Source organism: Streptococcus infantarius subsp. infantarius ATCC BAA-102 (assembly GCF_000154985.1).
Classification (GTDB): domain Bacteria; phylum Bacillota; class Bacilli; order Lactobacillales; family Streptococcaceae; genus Streptococcus; species Streptococcus infantarius.
Map to the genome: position 1 here is coordinate 1 of NZ_DS572692.1, position 17444 is coordinate 17444.

General features: G+C 38.5%; 14 protein-coding genes, 3 tRNA genes and 1 other RNA gene. 11 read left to right on the top strand and 7 right to left on the bottom strand.

Annotated elements, in window-relative coordinates; genetic code table 11:
- The coding region (gene plsY / locus STRINF_RS05275) for a glycerol-3-phosphate 1-O-acyltransferase PlsY (protein ID WP_006532014.1) at positions 1-611 on the bottom strand (611 nt) is incomplete at its 3' end.
- Positions 612-834: 223 nt separating this feature from the next.
- Between plsY and parE the strand changes: the two genes are divergently transcribed.
- From parE to STRINF_RS05315, 8 genes are all read left to right on the top strand, one after another.
- Complete coding sequence (parE, locus tag STRINF_RS05280) at positions 835-2784, top strand: DNA topoisomerase IV subunit B (RefSeq protein WP_006532015.1); 1950 nt, start codon at positions 835-837, stop codon at positions 2782-2784.
- 54 nt (positions 2785-2838) lie between these two features.
- Positions 2839-5298 carry a DNA topoisomerase IV subunit A gene (gene parC, locus STRINF_RS05285; protein WP_006532016.1) on the top strand — a complete coding sequence of 820 codons (2460 nt, stop codon included), beginning with the start codon at positions 2839-2841 and terminating at the stop codon, positions 5296-5298.
- Between the two features lie 126 nt (positions 5299-5424).
- A complete protein-coding gene (locus STRINF_RS05290) occupies positions 5425-6447 on the top strand; it encodes a branched-chain amino acid aminotransferase (protein ID WP_006532017.1) in 1023 nt (340 codons plus the stop codon).
- A 66-nt stretch (positions 6448-6513) separates the two neighbouring features.
- Entirely contained in the window at positions 6514-6744 is a 231-nt protein-coding gene (locus tag STRINF_RS05295; protein ID WP_006532018.1) for a DUF2969 domain-containing protein, read from the top strand.
- A 61-nt stretch (positions 6745-6805) separates the two neighbouring features.
- Positions 6806-6886: transfer RNA gene (locus tag STRINF_RS05300), tRNA-Tyr, on the top strand.
- 40 nt (positions 6887-6926) lie between these two features.
- Positions 6927-6998, top strand: a tRNA-Gln gene (locus tag STRINF_RS05305).
- Positions 6999-7125: 127 nt separating this feature from the next.
- Complete coding sequence (gene rpsA, locus STRINF_RS05310; protein ID WP_006532019.1) at positions 7126-8322, top strand: 30S ribosomal protein S1; 1197 nt, start codon at positions 7126-7128, stop codon at positions 8320-8322.
- 70 nt (positions 8323-8392) lie between these two features.
- A tRNA-Arg gene (locus STRINF_RS05315) sits at positions 8393-8464 on the top strand.
- A 186-nt stretch (positions 8465-8650) separates the two neighbouring features.
- On the opposite strand, the gene STRINF_RS05325 is transcribed toward STRINF_RS05315, so the two are convergent.
- The 3 genes from STRINF_RS05325 to STRINF_RS05335 all read right to left on the bottom strand — a co-directional run bounded on the left by STRINF_RS05325 (position 8651) and on the right by STRINF_RS05335 (position 10464).
- Positions 8651-9346, bottom strand: coding sequence for an LrgB family protein (locus tag STRINF_RS05325; RefSeq protein WP_006532020.1), 696 nt, complete (start codon positions 9344-9346; stop codon positions 8651-8653).
- The gene (locus STRINF_RS05330; protein WP_006532021.1) at positions 9339-9719 is read right to left on the bottom strand and encodes a CidA/LrgA family protein; all 381 of its coding nucleotides are present in this window, start codon (positions 9717-9719) and stop codon (positions 9339-9341) included. The genes STRINF_RS05325 and STRINF_RS05330 overlap by 8 nt, the downstream gene beginning before the upstream one ends.
- Before the next feature lie 130 nt (positions 9720-9849).
- A complete protein-coding gene (locus STRINF_RS05335; protein ID WP_043878382.1) occupies positions 9850-10464 on the bottom strand; it encodes a TVP38/TMEM64 family protein in 615 nt (204 codons plus the stop codon).
- A gap of 93 nt (positions 10465-10557) precedes the next feature.
- Between STRINF_RS05335 and ssrA the strand changes: the two genes are divergently transcribed.
- Positions 10558-10908: a transfer-messenger RNA gene (gene ssrA, locus STRINF_RS09960) on the top strand.
- 221 nt (positions 10909-11129) lie between these two features.
- On the opposite strand, the gene STRINF_RS05340 is transcribed toward ssrA, so the two are convergent.
- The 3 genes from STRINF_RS05340 to STRINF_RS05350 are packed head-to-tail and all read right to left on the bottom strand — an operon-like array spanning position 11130 to position 12975.
- A complete protein-coding gene (locus STRINF_RS05340; protein ID WP_006532023.1) occupies positions 11130-11897 on the bottom strand; it encodes a hypothetical protein in 768 nt (255 codons plus the stop codon).
- A 9-nt stretch (positions 11898-11906) separates the two neighbouring features.
- Positions 11907-12605 carry an ABC transporter ATP-binding protein gene (locus tag STRINF_RS05345; protein WP_006532024.1) on the bottom strand — a complete coding sequence of 233 codons (699 nt, stop codon included), beginning with the start codon at positions 12603-12605 and terminating at the stop codon, positions 11907-11909.
- Between the two features lies 1 nt (position 12606).
- Positions 12607-12975 (bottom strand): GntR family transcriptional regulator, encoded by a 369-nt coding sequence (locus tag STRINF_RS05350; protein WP_006532025.1) that lies wholly within the window; start codon positions 12973-12975, stop codon positions 12607-12609.
- 203 nt (positions 12976-13178) lie between these two features.
- Here STRINF_RS05350 and STRINF_RS05355 point away from each other — a divergent pair, with 203 nt between their 5' ends.
- Together STRINF_RS05355 and pfkA are read left to right on the top strand one after the other, a co-directional pair.
- Positions 13179-16286 carry a DNA polymerase III subunit alpha gene (locus STRINF_RS05355; protein WP_006532026.1) on the top strand — a complete coding sequence of 1036 codons (3108 nt, stop codon included), beginning with the start codon at positions 13179-13181 and terminating at the stop codon, positions 16284-16286.
- A gap of 90 nt (positions 16287-16376) precedes the next feature.
- Positions 16377-17393 carry a 6-phosphofructokinase gene (gene pfkA / locus STRINF_RS05360; protein ID WP_006532027.1) on the top strand — a complete coding sequence of 339 codons (1017 nt, stop codon included), beginning with the start codon at positions 16377-16379 and terminating at the stop codon, positions 17391-17393.
- Positions 17394-17444 lie beyond the last annotated feature (51 nt).

The following is a 17444-nucleotide window of genomic DNA, read 5'->3' on the forward strand; positions in this document are numbered from 1 at the left end:
ATTCCCCAAGGAACGAGGTTTTCTTGGTGATTTTTAATACGAGTAATGTTGTCTCTGTGTCGTACAATGATAATGCCTGCAATAATGATAATGAGTAATGTAAAGAGCAAATCATAGTGAGTAAGTAAGAAGCCAAATGCTGGAAAGACAAGAACGCTCACCACAGCTGCGCTTGCAGCAACAACACTAGACAATGAAATCATGCTATAAAGGTAAAGGGTGATGACAAAGATAACGGCAAGAAAGAGAAGAAATAGTGGTGCATATCCAAGAAGAACACCAGCACTTGTCGCAACTGCCTTTCCACCTTTAAACCGTGCAAATAGTGGGAAGGTATGACCAATAATGGCAAACAAACCGATAAGAACAGGTGACACACCACTAACACCAAAGATAAGTGGAAGAAGTGCTGCCAGAGTTCCTTTTAGCATGTCAATCACAAATGTGACAATTCCTGCTTTGACACCTAAAACTCGAAAAGTATTGGTTGTCCCAGTATTACCGCTACCATGTTCTCTAAGATTTGTGTGGTAGAAGAATTTTCCAATCCAAAGTCCAGTTGGGATTGACCCCAACAAGTAAGCAATCAGAATCATAACTAAAATTTTCATGTTTCCATTATAACACAATCGCTTATTAAGAAAAGGAGAAATTTGAAGAATAAATGACTTGAAGAATCAAGCTAAAATTGTGATAACGCTTTAAATTTGATATACTATTTCATAAAAAAATTGGTGATTTTCCTTGTAAAATCGATATTAACTTTGATTTTTTTTTTGCAAAATACTGAAAAAACTTGTAAGATAAAAAAGATGAATTATTTGGAGGTCGCTTTTGGCTAAAAAAGAAATTAATGTAAATAATTATAATGACGATGCCATTCAAGTATTAGAAGGATTGGACGCTGTTCGTAAACGTCCCGGAATGTACATCGGTTCAACAGATGCGACAGGACTACATCATTTAGTTTGGGAGATTGTTGACAATGCCGTCGATGAAGCTCTTTCTGGCTTTGGTACTCAGATTGATGTTATTCTTAATCAAGATGGTAGTGTGACCGTAAAAGACCAAGGACGTGGGATGCCAACTGGTAAGCACGCTATGGGGATTCCAACTGTAGAAGTTATCTTCACTGTGCTTCACGCAGGTGGTAAATTTGGTCAAGGTGGTTATAAAACATCTGGTGGGCTTCACGGTGTGGGGTCTTCAGTTGTTAATGCCCTCTCAAGATGGCTTGAAGTCGAAATTACTCGTGACGGTGCGGTTTACAAACAACGTTTTGAAAATGGTGGTAAACCCGTGACAACCCTTAAAAAGATTGGAACAGCACCAAAATCTAAGTCAGGTACTATGGTAACATTCATGCCTGATGATACGATTTTCTCAACGACTGACTTTAAATTTAACACCATTGCTGAGCGCTTAAAAGAATCTGCCTTTTTGCTTAAGAATGTCACATTGACGTTGACGGATAATCGTCCAGAAGAAGCAGAACATCTAGAATTCCATTATGAAAATGGAGTGCAGGACTTTGTTGAATACCTTAACGAAGACAAAGAAACATTAACGCCTGTGATTTGGGTGACTGGTGAAGACCAAGGTTTCCAAGTTGAAGTTGCACTTCAATACAATGATGGATTCTCAGATAATATCCTTTCTTTTGTTAACAATGTTCGTACTAAAGATGGTGGAACACACGAGACAGGATTGAAATCTGCCATTACTAAGGCGATGAATGACTACGCTCGCAAGTCAGGCCTTTTGAAAGAAAAAGATAAGAACCTTGAAGGGTCAGATTACCGTGAAGGGCTATCTGCAGTGCTTTCAATCTTGGTTCCAGAAGAACATTTGCAATTCGAAGGACAAACTAAAGATAAACTCGGTAGTCCTCTAGCGCGTCCGATTGTAGACAGTATTGTCTCTGAAAAACTCACTTTCTTCCTTTTGGAAAATGGTGAAGTAGCGTCTAACCTTGTTCGTAAGGCGATTAAAGCGCGTGATGCCAGAGAAGCAGCTCGTAAAGCGCGTGATGAATCTCGTAATGGTAAGAAGAACAAGAAAGACAAAGGACTCCTTTCTGGTAAATTGACACCAGCACAATCTAAGAACCCTAAGAAAAATGAACTTTATCTGGTCGAAGGGGATTCTGCCGGCGGTTCAGCCAAGCAAGGTCGTGACCGTAAATTCCAAGCTATTTTGCCATTGCGTGGTAAAGTCTTAAATACAGCAAAAGCTAAGATGTCTGACATTTTGAAAAACGAAGAAATCAATACCATGATTTACACAATTGGTGCAGGCGTCGGTGCAGATTTTAAAGTTGAAAATTCAAACTACGATAAGATTATTATAATGACAGATGCGGATACCGATGGTGCTCACATTCAGACATTGTTACTAACTTTCTTTTACCGTTACATGCGTCCGCTTGTTGAAACAGGTCATGTCTATATCGCTTTGCCACCTTTGTATAAAATGTCTAAAGGTAAAGGCAAGAAAGAGCAAGTTGAGTACGCTTGGACAGATGGTGAGTTAGAAGAATTGCGTCAAAAATTTGGTAAAGGAGCTCAACTCCAACGTTACAAAGGTCTTGGTGAAATGAACGCTGACCAATTGTGGGAAACAACGATGAACCCAGAAACACGTACGCTTATTCGTGTGACTATTGATGACTTGGCGCGTGCCGAACGCCGTGTCAGTGTCCTTATGGGTGACAAAGTTGAACCACGCCGCAAATGGATTGAAGACAACGTTAAATTCACTTTGGAAGAAAATACAGTGTTTTAATGGTCTGTGATAAATCCACAAAATTTTTGACGTGAAAAGTAAAGGATAATAATTATGTCAAATGTACAAAATATGTCTCTCGAAGACATTATGGGGGATCGTTTTGGGCGATACTCCAAATATATTATTCAAGAGCGGGCTTTGCCAGATATTCGTGATGGTTTGAAGCCTGTTCAACGTCGTATACTTTATTCAATGAATAAGGACGGCAATACTTTTGATAAAGGTTTCCGTAAATCGGCTAAATCAGTCGGTAACGTTATGGGTAATTTCCACCCACACGGTGATTCCTCTATTTATGACGCTATGGTGCGCATGAGTCAGGACTGGAAAAACCGTGAAACCTTGATTGAAATGCATGGTAACAACGGTTCTATGGATGGTGATCCACCGGCCGCCATGCGTTATACCGAAGCGCGCTTGTCAGAAATTGCAGGGTATTTGCTTCGTGATATTGATAAAGATACTGTTCCATTTGCTTGGAACTTTGATGATACCGAAAAAGAACCAACTGTTTTACCAGCTGCCTTTCCTAACCTTTTAGTGAATGGTGCGACAGGTATTTCAGCAGGTTATGCAACTGATATTCCGCCACACAACTTGGCAGAAGTGATTGATGCGGTGGTTTACCTTATTGATCATCCAAATGCTAAATTAGACAAATTAATGGAATTCTTGCCTGGGCCTGATTTCCCAACAGGAGCAATCATCCAAGGTAAAGATGGTATTCGTAAGGCTTATGAGACTGGTAAAGGTCGTGTTGTGGTTCGCTCACGCACTGACATTGAGACCCTTCGTGGCGGTAAAAAACAAATCGTCGTTACTGAAATTCCTTATGAAGTCAATAAAGCCGTACTTGTTAAGAAAATTGACGATGTTCGTGTCAACAATAAAGTCCCTGGCATTGCAGAAGTTCGTGATGAGTCAGACCGTGATGGACTTCGTATTGCTATCGAACTTAAAAAAGATGCTGATGAGCAAACGATTCTCAACTATTTGTTGAAATACACTGATTTGCAAGTGAACTATAACTTCAACATGGTTGCTATTGACAACTATACACCACGCCAAGTGGGTATCATTCCGATGTTGACAAGTTACATTGCTCACCGTAAGGACATCATCGTTGCCCGTTCAAAATTTGACAAGGAAAAAGCTGAAAAACGTCTTCACATCGTGGAAGGCTTGATTCGTGTTGTTTCAATTCTGGATGAGGTTATTGCGCTTATTCGTGCGTCTGAAAATAAAGCTGACGCCAAAGAAAACCTCAAAGTCAGCTATGAATTTTCAGAAGAACAAGCCGAAGCCATTGTGACTTTACAATTGTACCGTTTGACAAATACCGATATCGTGACGCTTGAAAATGAAGAAGCAGAGCTTCGTGAACGCATCACTATGCTTAAAGCAATTATCGGTGACGAACGTACCATGTACAATGTCATGAAACGTGAACTACGTGAAGTTAAGAAAAAATTTGCTAACCCACGTTTGACAGAATTGCAAGCCGAAGCACAAACAATTGAAATCGATGTAGCAAGCTTGATTGTCGAAGAAGATACTTATGTTAGCGTGACAAAAGGTGGTTACATCAAACGTACAAGTCCGCGTTCTTATAATGCTTCTACGGTTGAAGAAATTGGTAAACGTGATGATGATGAACTGGTCTTCGTCTCACAAGCTAAGACAACTCAACATTTGTTGATTTTCACAAATCTTGGCAATGTAATCTATCGTCCAGTTCATGAATTGACAGATATTCGCTGGAAAGACATTGGGGAACATTTATCACAAACCATCACTAATTTTGCAACAGACGAGTATGTCTTGTATGCTGAAATTGTCGATGAGTTTGGTCCGCAAACTTATTTTGCAGCCACAAAATATGGTCAAATCAAACGCTTTGAACGCAAAGAATTCACGCCATGGCGCACTTACAAATCAAAAGCTGTTAAGTACGCTAAGTTGAAAAAAGACGATGATATTGTTGTGACTATTGCGCCAATTGCACTTGATGATGTCATGGTCATTACGCATAATGGCTATGCTTTGCATTTCAATATTGACGAAGTACCAGTAGTCGGTGCCAAAGCGGCTGGGGTTAAATCAATCAATCTTAAGGATGATGATTTTGTCGTGTCAGCCTTTATCGCCAATACAGAAAGCTTCTTTATCTTGACTCAACGTGGTAGCCTTAAACGTATGGCGACTGAGCTAATTCCAGCAGCAAGTCGTGCTAATCGAGGCTTGCAAGTCCTTCGTGAACTCAAATCAAAACCACATCGCGTCTTTATGGCAGGACCAGTACACGCTTCAAAGGATGTCCAAAATATTGATTTGTTCATCATTGAGCCACTTGATTCTGATAAGATTGAAACCTTGGAAGTTTACTCAAATAAGGGCAATCATTATCAAGCCATTCTTGAAGATTTGACCTTGTCAGAACGCACAAGTAATGGTTCCTTTATTTCAGATAAAATTTCAGATGAAGGTGTCTTTAGCGCAAGAATTAAATAGCGATAATAAGTCGGAGATTTTCTCCGATTTATTTTTTGAACAAATTTTCAGAATTTTATGAAAAAGTACTTGAAAAAAGATTTAAAAAGCGTACAATAGGATAAAAATAAAGAAAGAGGAATAGTTATGACAGTAGATTTAGACTGGGAAAATCTAGGCTTTGCCTATCGTAAATTACCATTTCGTTACATCTCTTACTACAAAGATGGTAAATGGGATGAAGGAAAATTAACAGAAGATTCAATGCTTCACATTTCTGAAGCATCACCAGCTTTGCACTATGGCCAACAAGCCTTTGAAGGGTTGAAAGCCTATCGTACAAAAGATGGTTCAGTACAATTGTTCCGCCCAAATATGAACGCTGAACGTTTGCAACGCACTGCAGATCGTCTTCTTATGCCACAAGTGCCTACAGAAAAATTTATTGATGCTGCAAAACAAGTCGTTCGTGCTAACGAAGAATTTGTACCACCATATGGCACTGGTGCAACACTTTACCTACGTCCTCTTTTGATTGGTATCGGTGACATTATTGGTGTTCACCCTGCAGATGAATACATTTTCACTATTTTCGCAATGCCTGTTGGTAACTACTTCAAAGGTGGTTTGGTACCAACTAACTTCTTGATTCAAGACGAATATGACCGTGCTGCTCCGCATGGTACAGGAGCTGCAAAAGTAGGTGGTAACTATGCTTCAAGTCTCCTTCCAGGTAAAATGGCGCATGACCGTAAGTTCTCTGATGTTATTTACCTAGATCCTGCGACACACACTAAGATTGAAGAAGTCGGCTCTGCAAACTTCTTTGGTATTACGGCTGATAATGAATTTATTACACCACTTAGCCCATCAATCTTGCCATCTATTACAAAATACTCACTCCTTTATTTGGCAGAACACCGTTTTGGCATGAAAGCTATCCAAGGAGATGTTAAAATTGATGAATTGGATAAATTTGTTGAGGCAGGTGCCTGTGGTACAGCAGCCGTCATTTCACCAATTGGTGGTGTTCAACACGGTGATGATTTCCATGTCTTCTACAGTGAAACAGAAGTAGGACCTGTTACTCGCAAATTGTATGACGAACTTGTCGGCATCCAATTTGGTGACATTGAAGCTCCAGAAGGCTGGATTTACAAAGTTGACTAATAAATTAAAGCTTGCTCTTGCAAGCTTTTTTGTTTTTCGGTAAAATGAATAGCGTGAGGTGGAAAAATGAGCAAAAAAGATAAAAAAATCGAAATTCAACTTGCTGACGCCAAAGTTACCATCAATAATGCTAATGTCGATGGTTATAATTTGACTGCTGGAAAAAAAGTTATCGGTGAAATTGCTGAGCTTGATAACAAATTTGCTGTTGTCAAAAATGGAGAAGTGGAAGCGCTTTTCAAAACTTTAGAGCAAGCAATTGAAAGTATTATTGAAAATTACAACTTAAATCGCTAAAAAATAGCGAAAAGTACTTGTCAGAGAACAAAAACTATGCTAGAATAGTTTTTGTCGTAACGGAAGGGTAGCGAAGAGGCTAAACGCGGCGGACTGTAAATCCGCTCCTTCGGGTTCGGGGGTTCGAATCCCTCCCCTTCCATTTCTAAGATTTTATCTTAGAATTAATTGAACCTTATTTTTGGGGTATAGCCAAGCGGTAAGGCAAGGGACTTTGACTCCCTCATGCGTTGGTTCGAATCCAGCTACCCCAGTCAAAGGTATCGAGTTTCGGCTTGACACCGTCAAAGATAAAAGTTGTTGTCGTTGCGGGTTACCTTGAGAAATATTATTGTTGTCAAAAGCTAGCTTAAGCTAGCTTTTATTGGAGGATTTTTTAGAATGAATGAATTTGAAGATTTGCTAAACAGTGTTAGCGAAGTAAACCCTGGTGATGTTGTCACTGCGGAAGTTTTAACTGTTGATAATGATCAAGCAAACGTTGTTATCGAAGGAACAGGTGTTGAAGGTGTTCTTACACTTCGTGAATTGACTAACGATCGCGATGCTGATATTAACGATTTCGTTAAAACTGGCGACACAGTTGAAGTACTTGTTCTTCGTCAAGTAGTAGGTAAAGATACTGATACAGTTACTTTCCTTGTCTCTAAAAAACGCTTGGAAGCTCGCAAAGCTTGGGATAAACTTGTTGGTCGCGAAGGCGAAGTTGTTACTGTTAAAGGTACACGCGCTGTTAAAGGTGGTCTTTCAGTTGAATTTGAAGGACTTCGCGGATTCACCCCTGCTTCAATGATCGATACACGTTTCGTACGTAACACTGAAAAATTCGTTGGTCAAGAATTTGAAGCTAAAATCAAAGAAGTTGTTCCAGCTGAAAACCGCTTCATCCTTTCACGTCGTGAAGTTATTGAAGAAAAAGCTGCTGCAGCTCGTAAAGAAGTCTTCTCTAAACTTGAAGAAGGTGCAATCGTTAAAGGTAAGGTTGCTCGCTTGACAAGCTTCGGTGCTTTCATCGATCTTGGTGGTGTTGACGGACTTGTTCACGTAACTGAATTGTCACACGAACGCAACGTTTCACCTAAATCAGTTGTTTCTGTTGGTGAAGAAGTTGAAGTTAAAGTTCTTTCAATCGACGAAGAAGCAGGTCGTGTATCACTTTCACTTAAAGCTACAACACCTGGACCATGGGATGGTGTAGAACAAAAACTTGCTGCTCGTGATGTTGTTGAAGGTAAAGTTAAACGTTTGACTGACTTCGGTGCTTTCGTTGAAGTGTTGCCTGGTATCGATGGACTTGTTCACATCTCACAAATCTCACACAAACGTGTTGAAAATCCAAAAGATGTTCTTTCAGTAGGTCAAGAAGTTAACGTTAAAGTTCTTGAAGTTAACGCTGCTGCAGAACGTGTATCACTTTCAATCAAAGCTCTTGAAGAACGTCCAGCACAAGCTGAAAACGAAGAAAAACGTCAATCACGTCCACGTCGTCCAAAACGTGAAGCTAAGCGTGATTACGAACTTCCAGAAACTCAAACTGGATTCTCAATGGCTGACTTGTTTGGCGACATTGAATTATAATTATAAATGAGTAAAGACTTGATTTCCAAGTCTTTTCTTTTTGTTTCGATGTGGTATAATATAGTAGTTGCCACTCTTAGTGTAATGGATATCACGCAAGATTCCGGTTCTTGAAATAGGGGTTCGATTCCCTTAGAGTGGAGTATTATACCAATTAGAAAAAGCCAATAACTGGCTTTTTCTTTTTATATATGCCCATAAAAGCCGTGTTGTGAAGCTTGTAGAAGAATTTAAGGAAAGTTGTCGCAAGTTAATATTGGATGGCATTACGAGCAGTTTAAGGACAAATAAAAGGCCTGTGATTTTCACCACAGGCACTTATAAAAGCTTATTTTAAAATAATTTGAGCTACGATTGGACTGATAATAACATAAACAATTCCGGTAACTCCGATAGCAAGTCCGCCCATCGCACCTTCAACGAGACCGTATTTTAGAGCTGTCCCAGTACCGATTGCGTGCCCTGTTCCTCCAAGGCTAAGCCCGATAGCAACAGGATCTTCGATTCGTAAGAGTTTTAAAAAAACGGGTCCAAGAACACTTGTTAAAATTCCTGTAATAACAACGACAACAAGTGTTACAGTTGTAATTCCTCCCATTTTTTCAGTGATACCAACAGCCATTGCAGTTGTTACTGATTTAGGGAATAATGAAATAGCTAGCAAATATTTAATACCAAATGTTTTCGCAACAAGAGCGGTAAAAGTCGTGTTGACAATACAAGCAGCAATAATACCAGTTAGGATACTTCTGATGTGATGTTTCATCAAGTGGAATGAACGGTAGAGTGGAATACCAAGTGCTACTGTTGATGGAACAATCAATGTATTAAGATAACTTCCGCCAATGTAATAATCATGGTAGGAAATCTTAGTAATCTTTAAAAAGGCAATAATAAAAAAGGTTGCCAATAGTAAAGGGGTAGTAATTGGGTGTGGAAAACGCCTAAAAATAAGCATGCCCATAAGGTATGCTAGGATTGATAGCATGATACCAAAGATTGGATTTGTAAGAATATCAGTCATGATGACCTCCTTTATCAACATAGTCTCCCTCAAAGCGTGTTTTGATGAATTGAACAACAAAACCAATAGTAGCAACATTCAAAAAGATAGCTACAAGAATGATAATGGTGATAGGAAGCAAATAATCCTTGATGTCATTGAATCGATCCATGATTCCGACAGCCGCAGGCAAGAACAGAATGGTCATATTATTGAGCAAGAAATTTCCCACAACATCTATGTGTCTCAAACGAATTACCTTGAATTCCAGGGCAAGAAAAAGTAGCACTAACCCAATAATGCTACCAGGAACAGGTAAATTGAGTAAATGAGAAATCGCCTCCCCAATAAATGAAAAGATGAGAATTATCATAAATTGAACGTATAACTTCATTAGTAAACTCCTTCGTTATAAGTCTACTACTATGTAAGAATTTTTCAATACTGTGAAAATGTTTACATGAAATTTTTTTGAAAAATTATAGTTGTAATGAAAAAAGAAAAAGCCGAGCTAAGCTCAGGCTTTAGTGACCTAATAGTAATTTTAGGATATTTCCTCCAAAAATCCAGATATAACTATAAGAAATAATTGAAATTGGCTTGGTTAGTAGGATAATGAAGGTGAATCGTTTCAATGAAATGCGAGATAATCCAGTTATCATCACCACGATATCGGCTGGTGAAATGGGTGATAACATGCAAATGATGAAGAAGTTTTCATAATTTTGAGTGTTAAGCTTCGCTTCGTATTTGTAAAAAGTCTTCTCATCGACAAAAAGTAGAATAAACTTGCGACCATATAGCCTAACAAGAATAAATAGAATGATACTACCAATCACAATACCCACATAGTTGTAAAAGAAGGCTAGGATTGGATCAAAAATTAAAAAGCCAGCAACTGTTGTGACACCACCTGGAATCACTGGGAAGACAACTTGAAAGATTTGCACTAAGATAAAAACTAAGGGCCCACAGACACTGTGCTGATTAACAAAATCTTTGAGTGCATTACTATCGTTTAGAATCCCTAAATGGTAGAACCAGATGACTAAAACAAACGTTCCCAGCAAGGCTAATACTCCCAGAAACTTGATCAGTCGCTGCCAAAAGGCATAGTGGTCGAACATCTTCATTTTCATAATTCTTATCATATCATAAGAATTTCTTTTTTGCTATTTTAAACATTATTTGCTATAATAACATACGTAGCTTTTGATTACTTTATAATATCTGGGGTCGTTACGGATTCGACAGGCACTATGAGATACATTCTGCGACTCATCGGCAGATGTAAAAATGCCAGTTAAATATAACTGCAAAAAATACAAATTCTTACGCTGTAGCTGCCTAAAAACCAGCTCGCGTGATCTCTACAGGATTGCTTGTGTTTTGCTAGAGGTTTCATTGATTAGCAAGCTACGTTTGATTATTGCCTAGCTAGTCAAAAAGAGATTTATAGGCTCGCTTAATCTAGGTTTGAGTTATGTATCGAGCTTAAGTTAAATCAAAGACATAACCTATGGTTGTAGACGAATGTATTGGCAGGTGTTTGGACGTGGGTTCGACTCCCACCGGCTCCATAAAAGCCTTTCATAGTTTAGCAAAGTTACGCAAAACGTTGATATATCAACGTTTTTTGTTTTTACGTTTTGCCTAGTTTTGCCTTTTAGAGAAACACAAAAAGAAACACAAAAAATTTTTTTCACTATCAGTAGTAGGAAGACTGCGAGAATGTTTTTTGTGCTTTCACCCAGACACAATTCTATATATAAAAATAGCCACCAGAATTTGGTGGCTATAATATTTATTGAATATTAATTTTGTTTTTAAGCAAGTAATGTGTTGCTAAGTAGAAGATGATACCTTCGATAAAGCACTCAATACAAGAATAGATAAAGAAATGGATAGTAAGGTCACTATTTAGTTCGTGGCTTCCGAGAATTTCAGACACTAATAAAACAATGAATGAAACGACGAAGTAGGCAACGAATGCCATAAGAGCACGTCTATTAGCAAATAATTGCCCGATTGTAATAGCTAAGTAGATGAGCAAAATTCCTGAAATAGAAGAGATTGCTAACCAAAGGAACCCAATTCCCCATTCGGCAGGAGTGAGCATTTTAGCTAATTGTGGTAGGAAGGCTAAGAAATGACCTAGGCCAAAAATGGGTATGACAAGTAAGGTCACTCCAATGGTAACCACGATTGCGTTAAAGGCTGTCCAAATCAGTGAAGCAATTAATTTAGATAAAATGATTTGGTGAGTAGATACTGGCAAGGTTAAAGTAAGGTAACCTTCGCGACCAAAGATATTTTTATAAAAACGTCGCACGATGATAGCTAGTGTAGCAATCCAAGCACTAGCAACCACAACACCAAACATGATTGATAAGATGATTGGAATAAGTTGTGTGTAATGATTAGCATTGCTTGTTGCAAAGTTTTCAGCATAGTCTGTAAGTGTCTTGATGCTAAAGCCAAGGAAGATGGAAATAGCGATAATTGATGCATTAAGTGCGAAGTACCATTTACCAACAGATTTTAGTTCGTATTTTAAAAGTTTTGAAAACATAATTCCTCCCTAAGCTTTGTAAGTCTCACGGAAGAGTGAATCAATGGATTGACCGTGCTCTTCACGAATATCATCCGTATTGCCTTGCAAAATAATTTTTCCGTCCTTAAGGAAAATGATTTCATCAAGGATTGGTTCGATTTCTGAAATTAAGTGCGTTGAGATAATAACAGAAGCCTCTTCACAGTAATTATTGATGATAGTGCGTAAAATGTAGTCGCGCGCGGCTGGGTCAACACCCCCGATTGGTTCATCAAGAATATAAAGTTTCGCTTGTCGGCTCATGACCAAGATTAGCTGCACTTTTTCTTTATTCCCTTTTGATAGATTTTTGAGGATGTCATTTGGATTAAGCTCTAAATCTTCTAAAAGGTGTTCAGCTTTTTCACGAGAGAAGTCTTCGTAAAAATCTTCGAAGAAAGCAAGGGCATCCTTAATTTTCATATCTTCTCTGAGGTAAGAAGTATCTGGAAGATATGAAATGATTTTTTTAGTGTCAACTGAAGGACGGTAACCATCAATGACGATTTCTCCAGTTGTTGGGTGAAGAAGTCCATTGATTAGTTTAATTAGTGTCGTTTTTCCGCTTCCATTTGGGCCTAGTAAGCCAATAATCTTACCGGCAGGTAAACTAAGTGTCACATCGTCAACAGCTACATGTTTTTTGTATTTTTTGGTAACGTGATGTAGTTGGAGTAATTGACTCATCCTATTTTTTCTCCTTAATATACGATTCTAGTGTAGTCACAATATCGTCGATTTCAAATCCTATTTTTTGCATGTTATTAACAAATGATTGCAATTCTGCCTCAGCAACTTCGCGACGTTTTTGCATGATGAGGTCAGTGTCATCTGTAACAAAGCGGCCAGAAGTTCGTTGAGAGTAAACCATGCCTTCGCGTTCTAGTTCTGAAAAAGCGCGTTGCATTGTGTTGGGATTGACACCAGCTTCTTCAGCTAATTCGCGAACGGTTGGGAGTTGATCACCGCTTTTGATTTCTTGACTGATGATTTGCATCTTAATATGTTGTGCAATTTGAACATAAATAGGTGATTTTTCATCAAATTTCCAGGACATACGATAACCCCTTTCTATTAAAATTTAAAGAAGTCTTAATTGTATTAATTAGAAGAAGTCTTGTACTAAATAAATGGTACAAAAATAAGTTTGAAATGTCAAGGAATCAATCACTGAGACATCTAATTTCGGTTTAACCCCAAAATGCCTTCATTTTTAGTGTATAATGGATACAGAAATCAATCGGAGAAAGGAGGGCTTTTATGTTTGCCCAATTAGATACCAAGACTGTTTATTCTTTTATGGATAGCTTAATTGACTTAGAGGGCTATGTCAAAGAAGCAAAAGTATTAGGCTACCAAACCATTGGGATTATGGACAAAGATAATCTCTATGCCGCCTTTCATTTTATTACAAAAGCTAAAAGCGAAGGTCTGCGTCCTGTTTTGGGGCTTGAGTTGACGCTTAATTTACAGGAAAATCTTTCCTTAAGTGTGTACTTAATTGCGCGTGATACGACAGGTTACAAAAACTTGATGAAAGTGTCTAGTCGTCAGATGACATCTGGTATTCAGGTAGAGGATTTAAAGGATTACTTGTCAGGCTTAGTGGTTATTATCCCGGATTTTGATGGTTTGGAGAGCTTGTCGCTTCCTTTTGAGTATTATATCGGAGTGAATGTTCATTCAGAAGAAAGGGATTATGACAAACCTTTAATTCCACTTCATACAGTACGGTATTTTAATACTAATGAAGTCGAAACGCTTCACATGCTTCATGCTATTCGAGATAATATTAGCTTGAAAGATGCGTCAGCTGCACCGCAAGGACAACAGTTGATGGCTTGTGATATTTTAACACAGGCTTTTGAGCAAAAATTTCCACAAGCTCTAGAAAACTTAGAAAAATTAGTCGCTGAAATTCATTATGACTTTAATAGTGAATTAAAATTACCGCGTTTTAATCGTCAAAAACCTGCTCAAGAGGAATTGATAGAATTAACTGAAGCAGGGCTTAAGGCTAAAAATCTTTGGTTGCCAGAGTACCAAGAACGCTTAGCCAAAGAACTTTCGGTCATTCACAAGATGGGATTTGATGATTACTTCCTTATCGTTTGGGATTTACTGCGCTTTGGTCGTAGTCGAGGGTATTACATGGGAATGGGACGCGGTTCTGCTGCGGGAAGTTTAGTTTCCTATGCTCTTGATATTACTGGTATTGACCCAGTGAAGAACAATCTGCTTTTTGAACGTTTCCTAAATGAAGAACGTTATAGCATGCCTGATATTGATATTGACCTCCCAGATGTTTATCGCAGTGAGTTTCTTCATTATGTCCGTAATCGTTACGGTAGTCTTCACTCGGCTCAAATTGTGACTTTTTCAACTTTTGGTGCTAAACAAGCTATTCGCGATGTTTTTAAACGTTTTGGCGCCCCAGAACACGAACTGACAAATATCACAAAGAAAATTAGTTTCAAAGATAATTTGACATCAGTTTATGAAAAAAATCTAGCTTTTCGTCAAATTATTAATGCTAAGATTGAGTATCAAAAAGCATTTGCTATTGCTAAGCGTATAGAAGGAAATCCTCGTCAGACCTCTATACACGCAGCCGGTGTTGTGATGAGCGATGACAATCTGACCGAGCATATTCCATTAAAAGCTGGGGAAGACATGATGATTACCCAGTATGATGCTGCCGCGGTTGAAGCTAATGGACTCCTCAAAATGGACTTTCTTGGTTTGCGAAACCTTACTTTTGTACAGCGCATGCAAGAAAAAGTGGCAAAAGATTATGGTATTAATATTGATGTCAAATCTATTGATCTAGAAGATCAGCAAACGCTGGCTTTATTTGCAGCAGGAAAGACAAAAGGGATTTTTCAATTTGAACAAGCTGGTGCCATTAATCTGTTAAAACGTATTAAACCACAAAAATTTGAAGATATTGTGGCAACAACAAGTTTGAACCGTCCAGGGGCTAGTGATTACACCGAGAACTTTATTAGACGTCGTTTTGGACAAGAAGCGATTGATTTAATCGATCCTTTGGTGGCAAAAATTTTGGAGCCAACCTATGGCATCATGCTTTATCAAGAGCAAGTGATGCAAATTGCACAGGTCTATGCAGGATTCACTCTAGGAAAAGCGGATTTGTTGCGTCGTGCCATGTCAAAGAAAAAGGCAGAAGACATGCAAAAAATGGAAAGCGAGTTCTTAAAAGGTGCACAGGCTCTGGGGCGACCGCTTGAAACGGCCAAAGATTTATTTTCTCGCATGGCTAAATTTGCTGGCTACGGTTTTAATAGAAGTCACGCCTTTGCTTACTCAGCATTAGCTTTTCAACTAGCTTACTTTAAGGCACACTATCCTGCAGTTTTTTATGATGTCATGTTGAATTATTCAAGTGCTGATTATATTACGGATGCTATGGAATCAGAGTTTCGCATCAAGAAAATCGACATCAATACAGTGCCCTATAACGATAAGATAGCTGATGGTCAAATTTATCTTGGCTTAAAAAATCTACGCGCACTTCCACGTGATTTATGTTACTGGATTATTGATCATCGACCATTTTCAAGTATTGAGGACTTCTTGACTAAGTTGCCTGAGAATTACCAGAAGAAGGAACTTATCACACCATTGGTTGAAGTCGGTGCTTTTGATAATTTTGAAAAAAATCGCCGCAAGATTATTGAAAATCTGGAACCTCTTTTCATATTCGTTAATGAACTAGGTAGTCTTTTTGCTGAAAATTCTTATAATTGGATTGAAGTAGAAGACTTTCCAAATACTGAAAAATATCGTCAGGAACAGGGATTACTAGGAGTAGGAATCAGTCCACACCCACTTCTTGAAATTGCCAAGAACTCATCTGTTGCTTTTACGGCTTTAGCCGATTTGCATGAAAATACTGAAGCGACTATTCTTGTTGAATTAAGTCAGATTCGTGTGATTCGAACAAAAACCAAGGGTGAGCAGATGGCTTTTCTGAATGTGACAGACACACAGAAAAAATTTGACGTCACTCTCTTTCCAGAAGTCTTCACACGTTATAAAGACGAATTGCAAGAAGGGAGATTTTATTATTTAACTGGTAAGATTCAAAATCGCAACAATCGTTTGCAGATGGTGTTAAATCATGTTCAAGAAACAAGTAGTGAACGCTTGTGGTTATTACTTCCAAATCATTTACATGATAGAGAAGTTTCAGAAATCTTGTCACAATATCCAGGAAATATTCCCGTGATTTTGCATTATCAAGATAGTAAGCAAACCTTGCAAAGTCAGAGACATTTGGTTAAAAAGGACGAAGAGCTTTTACAAGCTTTAACTCCATATACAGTGAAAGCGATTTATCAATAAAAATTTAGTAAAAATAAAATAAAGTAAAGCTTTTTACAAAGTAATGTGCTATAATAAAACCGTTAGATTAATAAAAGGAGTATTAGCAAAATGAAACGTATTGCTGTTTTGACTAGTGGCGGCGACGCTCCTGGTATGAATGCTGCTGTTCGTGCGGTTGTTCGTAAAGCAATTAAAGAAGGAATGGAAGTCTTCGGAATTAACCGTGGTTATGCTGGTATGGTCGATGGCGACATTTTCCCATTGGATGCTCAAAGTGTTTCAAACATTTTGTCACATGGTGGTACTTTCCTTCAATCAGCTCGTTACCCTGAGTTTGCAACTCTTGAAGGACAACTTGCTGGTATCGAACAACTTAAAAAACACGATATCGAAGGTGTCGTTGTTATCGGTGGTGACGGTTCTTATCACGGTGCTATGCGCTTGACAGAACACGGATTCCCAGCAGTTGGTATCCCAGGTACAATCGATAACGATATCGCTGGTACAGATTACACTATTGGGTTTGATACAGCTGTAAACACAGCTATGGAAGCTCTTGACAAAATCCGTGATACATCTTACAGTCACAAACGTACATTTGTTGTTGAAGTAATGGGACGTAACGCTGGTGATATCGCTCTTTGGGCAGGTATTGCTGCAGGTGCTGACCAAATCATTATTCCTGAAGAAGAATATGACATCAACGAAGTTGTTGCAAAAGTTAAAGATGGTTACGAAAACAAAGGTAAAGAACGTCACCTTATCGTTCTTGCTGAAGGTGTAATGCATGCTGAAAAATTTGCAGAGTTGATGAAAGAAGCTGGTGATACTAGCGACCTTCGCGCAACTAACCTTGGTCACATCCTTCGTGGTGGTGCACCATCACCTCGTGATCGTGTTCTTGCTTCTTGGATGGGTGCTCACGCTGTTGAATTGCTTCAACAAGGTCGTGGTGGACTTGCCGTTGGTATCCACAACGAAGAATTAGTAGAAAGCCCAATTCTTGGTACTAAAGAAGAAGGTGCTCTATTCTCATTGGCAGAAGATGGTAGCATTATCGTCAACATGCCACACAAAGCACGTCTTGACTTTGCTCAATTAAATCGAGACATTGCTCATTTGTAATATAGTATATTATTAGATTAAAAATTATTGTTATTAATAGCCGTTCATTCG

What these genes read in the sequence shown, in the direction of transcription:
- pfkA (WP_006532027.1), top strand. Translation starts at nt 16,377, where the DNA reads ATGAAACGTATTGCTGTTTTGACTAGTGGCGGCGACGCTCCTGGTATG.
- STRINF_RS05330 (WP_006532021.1), bottom strand. Translation starts at nt 9,719, where the DNA reads ATGAAGTTATACGTTCAATTTATGATAATTCTCATCTTTTCATTTATT.
- STRINF_RS05335 (WP_043878382.1), bottom strand. Translation starts at nt 10,464, where the DNA reads ATGAAAATGAAGATGTTCGACCACTATGCCTTTTGGCAGCGACTGATC.
- parC (WP_006532016.1), top strand. Translation starts at nt 2,839, where the DNA reads ATGTCAAATGTACAAAATATGTCTCTCGAAGACATTATGGGGGATCGT.
- STRINF_RS05325 (WP_006532020.1), bottom strand. Translation starts at nt 9,346, where the DNA reads ATGACTGATATTCTTACAAATCCAATCTTTGGTATCATGCTATCAATC.
- STRINF_RS05350 (WP_006532025.1), bottom strand. Translation starts at nt 12,975, where the DNA reads ATGTCCTGGAAATTTGATGAAAAATCACCTATTTATGTTCAAATTGCA.
- STRINF_RS05340 (WP_006532023.1), bottom strand. Translation starts at nt 11,897, where the DNA reads ATGTTTTCAAAACTTTTAAAATACGAACTAAAATCTGTTGGTAAATGG.
- STRINF_RS05345 (WP_006532024.1), bottom strand. Translation starts at nt 12,605, where the DNA reads ATGAGTCAATTACTCCAACTACATCACGTTACCAAAAAATACAAAAAA.
- STRINF_RS05295 (WP_006532018.1), top strand. Translation starts at nt 6,514, where the DNA reads ATGAGCAAAAAAGATAAAAAAATCGAAATTCAACTTGCTGACGCCAAA.
- rpsA (WP_006532019.1), top strand. Translation starts at nt 7,126, where the DNA reads ATGAATGAATTTGAAGATTTGCTAAACAGTGTTAGCGAAGTAAACCCT.
- STRINF_RS05355 (WP_006532026.1), top strand. Translation starts at nt 13,179, where the DNA reads ATGTTTGCCCAATTAGATACCAAGACTGTTTATTCTTTTATGGATAGC.
- STRINF_RS05290 (WP_006532017.1), top strand. Translation starts at nt 5,425, where the DNA reads ATGACAGTAGATTTAGACTGGGAAAATCTAGGCTTTGCCTATCGTAAA.